Below are 5,490 nucleotides of genomic sequence, written 5' to 3'. Positions count from 1 at the left end.
ACGCCGGTGCTGCAGAGCAGGATCAGGCCGGCTCCGAGCAGGGTGCGGCCGGTGAAGGGCTGCCCGGTGGCCAGCAGCAGCCCGGTGGACACCAGCGGGGTGGCGTAGCTCAGCGGGATCAGCCGGTCCGCTCGGCCATCAGCCATGGCGTAGGTCCACAACGCGTAGCCGGCGGCCATCGGGCCGAGCCCGATGTAGATCGCGCCCGCCCATTCCGCGAACGCGGGCCAGGCCTCGCCGCGGACCAGGCTCAGGCCCAGGGCGATCACGGTGCCGGTCACGGTGGCGGGGATCAGCATGTTAAAGGTCGACCCGGTGGCCCGTCCGGAGGCCAGCGAGTAGAAGGCCATGCAGGCCGCGGAGGCCAAGGCGAACAGGTAGCCGATGGCGACCTCGCCGATTCCGGCGCCGTCGGTCAGCACGACGAGGACGCCGCCGAACCCGATCAGCGCCAGCGGCATCCCGATGAGCGTGTGCCGGGATGGGCGCCGCGCCGCGACCCACAACGCCGCGATCAACCCGTCGGCGTAGCAGATGACGTTCGCGCCGACCAGCGGCGCGGTGTCGAAGGCCAGGTACTGCAGGAAGATCGTGGCCGTCAGCCCCAACACCCCGACGGCCAGCGGAACGACCACCGTGGTCCGCCGCCCAGACCCCGACTCACCTCTGACCTCGGCAGGTCGTGCGATCGGGCCTGTACGGCTGCGGAGCAGGACAGCCCTGACGACGATCAGTGCGACCGCGGCCGCCCCGTACTGCACGGTGAGCAGCTGCAGCACCGTCGTGCTGGCCAGCACCTCACCGGCGGCGTAGGCGTTGGTCGACCACAGCAGCACCGCGCCGACCGCAGCCGCCGGACCAGCAGCAAACCGAGCACCCATCCACCGCAGTCTACAAGCTAGTTAGCAGTATTGCGATATAGCGCTGAGCTTCTCGGGTGGTGGTGGTGGTGGTGGTGGTCCACAGTTGCCGAGGCCCGAGCGATGCTCTTTCAGGTGCGCGACATGATTCGCTGGCCACGGCCAGCGAGCTGGTAGCATCGCTGGTTAACTATGTTGCGATCGACTGATCAGCGGGATCTCACCTCGGAGACCGAGACGCTCAAGGCGCTGGCCTCCGAGATCCGGCTGAGCATCCTCGAGTGGCTCCGGGAGCCCCAGTCGGTGTTCGTCTCGCAACGCGAAGGCGATCTCAGTGACGACGGCGGCGTGTGCGTGTCCCTCATCGCCCAACGTGCCGGCATGTCCCAACCAACCATCTCGCGTCACCTCGAGATCCTGCGCAGAACAGGCCTCATCTACACCCGCCGCGTCGCGAACTGGAACTTCCACTACCGCGACGACGCCGGCATCACCCACGCACGTCACATCCTCGACACCATCTGACAGCGGCCGGAAAGGGTCCGCTGGAAGCGACTCAACGCCGGACCCGGGAGTTACGGAACATCCCGGCAGGATCCGGCAGCTAAGCGAGCACTCTCCGAGGTCAGCCCTTCGTGTGCTCGTTCTTGCTGAGGTGGCGGTAGATCGTGGGGCAGGTGACGCCGAACTCGGCGGCGATCTGGTTGACGGTGTAGCGGCGCCGTTCCTGGTCGTCGGTTTCCTCGTACATCAGCCGGGCGAGGTGGGCCTGGCGCGGCCCGCGATCGAGGCCGGGGACCAGTCATCACGCAGCTGGGCGCACACCACCGCACGCAGGCGAGGGGAGCGCTCCACCGCGAACAGCTTGGGCCGCTCCCGCGCCGCGCCCGCCGCCACGTCCGTGGCCGCCACCCGGTAGTCCCCACGGCCGCCGTGCCGGGCGACGTCACGCGACATCACCGACGAGCCCCGGCCAAGCCGCAACGGCTCGTTGTAACGCAATCCTTCAGCGAGACCGTGGGAGATCTCCTCGCGATCGACCAACATCAACGTCTTGCGCGCGGCGCATCCTGGCTCACCGGCTCGACAAGATCGAATGCACGACCGGCCGAGCCCAAGCTCCGTGGGCAACATCAACATTGCGCGCACAGCGGGCGTCCTGCTCCACCGAACAACCAAGATCCAATACTGCGACCGGCCGAGCTCACTGTCTGGAGTGCAGAATAGCTACGCAACGAGTACTCCACGCAACGAGCAGTCCAGTCCTGGATTGTTGTGCCTGCGGTTGAGCGGCACGATTCCATGATCCAAGTGACTAACTTCAGACGTCGGAGAGAATTTATTGTAGTTCGTTCTCAGCGTGGATCCGAGCAGCTGATGACCGGGTCGTATCCGCTGATTGAACGGCAAGTGGACCAGTCGGCCCGGGCGGTCCGTCTCTACTTGCTTCCGAAGGTCAAATCAGGTATGTGCGCAGGTCAGATGCGTCGTTCAGGCGCATTCGGGGAGGCAGGGAGGTAGCTGATCAAGCTTCGATGGCGAACTCCGTTCGTGTCGCCCATGGTCACTCGGGGGCCGGTGATCGCGACCGGCGGGTCGTCGGGCGGGTGCACGCGGACCCCCGAAGGGTCCTTCCGCCTCGCCCTAGATCGAGAGCGATTAAGGGTTGGCGTCGCCAGATCCAGCATGTAGCTTCAGTCTCGCTCGGTGCATATCGTCGGATCATGTAGTTCGTGAACGATCGATCGACTCACGGCTTCACACATGAGACCGCTCGGAAGATGTCGAAGGCGATGTCTCGCAACGAATGTGCTCCGTGGCAATTGTCGATGATGACACAGATGTGGACGTGTTTGACCTTCGCATCTCCAAAGATGTCAGTCATCTGTCGACTGTCACATACATGATCGTTTCACGATGTGCAGGAGGAGTTTTCTGATGCTGCTCAGATTCGCCAGGCCCGGAACCGACATCTGGGGACGGTGCATCTCGCTGGTGCAGAGCCGCTACCGGTCCGACTACGGGGCCGAGATCGACCCGGATCCCGATCTGTTCGTCATGCTGACCGCGGCGTCGTCGGTCGAGACGGCCGAGATGGCGGTGGCCGGGCTGTCGTTCGGCGCCCGGGACTCGTCGTTGTTCTGTGAGCACTACCTCGGCGCCGCAGCCGAGGACGTCGCCACTCAGGTGACCGGTAGCGATCGGACCGTGGGACGCGACGCCCTGATCGAGGTCGGTCCGCTCGCGTCGTCGAAGGCGGGGCTGGGCCGGCGAATGATCGAGGTGCTCCCCGGACTCTGCTGGTGCAGGGGCGCCGCCGCGATCCTGTTTACCGTGACGCGACCGGTCGCGTCGCTGATCAGGGCTAGCGGGACCGAGTTGCACGTCGTAGGCGATGCCCGCCTAGAGGCGCTGCCGGCCGACGAGCAGCCGCGCTGGGGCAGCTACTACGACAACGAGCCAGTCGTCGGAGTGGTCGACCTGGCCCGGTTCGGCGCCGAGCTCGCCGTCCGGCCCTCCTCGACATCGAGCCTGAGCCCGGTAGGCATCGTCGCCGGGCCGATCCCGGAGGGAAGCGTCCATGCAGCCGTGTGAGCGGGCGGGCGACGTCGTGGCGTTCGACGAGGCGCTGGACCATCCCGGGTTCGCCGACCGGGTACTCGTCGAGCAGGCCGCTGCCGACGGGCACGACCGGACGTGGACCTACCGTCAGATCCGGAGTGCCCGCGACCAGGTGCTGGCCACCCTGGCCGGGCTCGACCTAGATCCGGGCACCCGGGTCGGGCTGGCCGCGGAGAACAGCCCGGAGTGGGTCGTCGCTGACCAGGCGTTGCTGCACTCCGATCTGGTCGAGGTCCCGGTGCCCACCGCGTTCAGCGCCGAGCAGGCCGAGTCGCTGATCGGGCACTGCGCGGTGTGCCTGGTCGACCCGGCCGGTGCCCGGCGGCTCCGGGAATGGGGTCTGGCCGAGCGGATCCCACACCTATTGGTCGGCCTCGACGGTGGGCCCGCCGAGGTGGCGGCCGTGCCCGGTGCCGGCGACCGCATCACGAAGGTCATCCACACCTCAGGCACCACCGGCACGCCGAAGGGAGTGATGATCCGCCGTTCCGGACTGCGGGCGGTGATCGGGTCGCTGCGGACGCTCGTCGCGCCGGGAACGTTCCGCCGCTACGTGTCGCTCGTGCCGCTGAGCCTACTCATCGAGCAGATCGCTGGGGTCTACCTGCCGATGGCCGAGGGCGGCCGGGTCGTGCTGCTGCCACCCGAGGTGCCCCTGCTCGGGACCCGTGGGTCCACCGCCCGCGAGGTGCTCGACGAGCTCTGGCGCGCCCGGCCGTCGGCCACGGTCCTCCCGCCCGCGCTGGTGGCTCTGCTGGCCGAGCAGGTCCGCGACGGGACGCTGCCGCTGCGGGCGGCCGGCGAGGAGACGCCCTTCCTGATGACCGGTGGGGCGCCGGTGAGCCCGGACGCGCTCACTCTCCTGCTCAACGCCGGGCTGCCTGTGCACGAGGGCTACGGGCTGAGCGAAAACACCTCCGTCGTGACATGGAACCCGCCGGGCGCGCTGCGCCCGGGCACCGCCGGACCGCCGTTGCCGCACTGCGAGGTGCGCTTGTCCGACGAGGGTGAGCTGCTCGTTCGGTCCTCGTCCCTGCTCGCCGGGTACGTCGGCGAGGACCCGACCAGCCGGGCCGTCGACGACCAGGGCTGGTTGCACACCGGCGACCGCGCCCGGATCGACGACGCGGGCTACGTCACGGTCGAGGGCCGGATGAAGAACGTGATCATCACCAGCCACGGCCGCAACGTCTCCCCCGAGTTCGTGGAGGGTCGGATGCGGTCGCTGACCGGCGTCCGGGAGGCCGTGGTGTTCGGTGACGGCCTCGAGCATCTGGTGGCCCTCGTCCTGGTCGATCCCGCGGATCCCGGGCTGCCCGCCGAGCTGGAGGACCAGGCGCGTGCTGCGTTCTCCGACACCGACCTCCCGGACCGGTTCCTGCCCCGGGCCGACACCGCCGAGTTCCGGTCCGCCTACTTCACCGTCACCGGCCGGCCTCGGCGGGACCTGCTGTGGAGCGACGTCGTCCTCCCGGCCCTCTCGCACGCCGAGCCGATCACCCGTCACTAGAAAGACCTACCAGTCGATCCACGACCGGAAAGGACACCCACCGTGTCGACCACTACGAACTTCACCACCCCCCTCGACGGAGTGTCGGTCACCGGCCACGGCACCGGAACCGGGCTGATGCTCACCCCGTCGACCCGCACCGCAGCTCTCGAGGACCTGCTCCACACCGACCTCCTGGGCCTGCTGGCCGACGCCGGACACCTGCTTCTGCGCGGATTCACCGGCGACGTCGACCAGTTCAACCGGCTCGTCGCCGCCCACAGCGGACGGCTGAGCCTGGACCCGGCCCGCGAGTTCCACGGAGATGTCGCGCAGAAGGTCGACTCCGGCACTGAGGCGATCGGCCTGCACCTGGAGAACGGCGCCACACCGTTCGTTCCGGACCTGGTCTGGTTCTACTCGGTCAAGGCCGCAGCCTCCGGGTCGCAGACCACGGTATGCGACGGCTACCGGGTCTGGGAGGCCCTGAGCGGCGCGGCCAAGGACCGCTTCCTGGGC

At 68.1% G+C, this 5,490-nt stretch carries 7 protein-coding genes; 4 read left to right on the top strand and 3 right to left on the bottom strand.

Features of this window, described 5'->3' with window-relative positions:
- A partial coding sequence (locus I4I78_RS29530) for a DMT family transporter (RefSeq protein WP_218614787.1) occupies nucleotides 1-881 on the bottom strand: 881 nt, incomplete at its 3' end.
- Between the two features lie 171 nt (nucleotides 882-1,052).
- On the opposite strand from I4I78_RS29530, the gene I4I78_RS29525 reads away from it, so the two are divergent.
- Nucleotides 1,053-1,385, top strand: a complete 333-nt coding sequence (locus tag I4I78_RS29525) for a helix-turn-helix transcriptional regulator (protein ID WP_218614786.1) — start codon at nucleotides 1,053-1,055, stop codon at nucleotides 1,383-1,385.
- A 100-nt stretch (nucleotides 1,386-1,485) separates the two neighbouring features.
- Here the strand turns inward: I4I78_RS29525 and I4I78_RS29520 are convergent, their stop codons facing one another.
- Both I4I78_RS29520 and I4I78_RS29515 read right to left on the bottom strand, forming a co-directional pair.
- Nucleotides 1,486-1,611, bottom strand: a complete 126-nt coding sequence (locus I4I78_RS29520; RefSeq protein WP_218614785.1) for an ArsR family transcriptional regulator — start codon at nucleotides 1,609-1,611, stop codon at nucleotides 1,486-1,488.
- Nucleotides 1,611-2,009, bottom strand: coding sequence for a hypothetical protein (locus I4I78_RS29515; protein WP_218614784.1), 399 nt, complete (start codon nucleotides 2,007-2,009; stop codon nucleotides 1,611-1,613). The genes I4I78_RS29520 and I4I78_RS29515 overlap by 1 nt, the downstream gene beginning before the upstream one ends.
- A 789-nt stretch (nucleotides 2,010-2,798) precedes the next feature.
- Here I4I78_RS29515 and I4I78_RS29510 point away from each other — a divergent pair.
- From I4I78_RS29510 to I4I78_RS29500, 3 genes are all read left to right on the top strand, one after another.
- Nucleotides 2,799-3,455, top strand: coding sequence for a thermostable hemolysin (locus tag I4I78_RS29510; protein WP_218614783.1), 657 nt, complete (start codon nucleotides 2,799-2,801; stop codon nucleotides 3,453-3,455).
- Nucleotides 3,442-4,992, top strand: coding sequence for an AMP-binding protein (locus I4I78_RS29505; protein WP_218614782.1), 1,551 nt, complete (start codon nucleotides 3,442-3,444; stop codon nucleotides 4,990-4,992). Before I4I78_RS29510 ends, I4I78_RS29505 begins: the two co-directional genes overlap by 14 nt.
- 42 nt (nucleotides 4,993-5,034) lie before the next feature.
- Nucleotides 5,035-5,490 (top strand): TauD/TfdA family dioxygenase (locus I4I78_RS29500; RefSeq protein WP_218614781.1); only part of this gene is annotated, 456 nt, incomplete at its 3' end.

This window comes from Pseudonocardia sp. KRD291, from assembly GCF_019263595.1.
Taxonomy (GTDB): Bacteria; Actinomycetota; Actinomycetes; order Mycobacteriales; family Pseudonocardiaceae; genus Pseudonocardia.
Note: the sequence above shows the minus strand (reverse complement) of the source record. Positions and strands in the feature narration are given on the sequence as shown.

Coding starts and splice junctions, on each gene's coding strand:
- I4I78_RS29525 (WP_218614786.1), top strand. CDS start 1,053: ATGTTGCGATCGACTGATCAGCGGGATCTCACCTCGGAGACCGAGACG.
- I4I78_RS29520 (WP_218614785.1), bottom strand. CDS start 1,611: ATGTACGAGGAAACCGACGACCAGGAACGGCGCCGCTACACCGTCAAC.
- I4I78_RS29510 (WP_218614783.1), top strand. CDS start 2,799: ATGCTGCTCAGATTCGCCAGGCCCGGAACCGACATCTGGGGACGGTGC.
- I4I78_RS29505 (WP_218614782.1), top strand. CDS start 3,442: ATGCAGCCGTGTGAGCGGGCGGGCGACGTCGTGGCGTTCGACGAGGCG.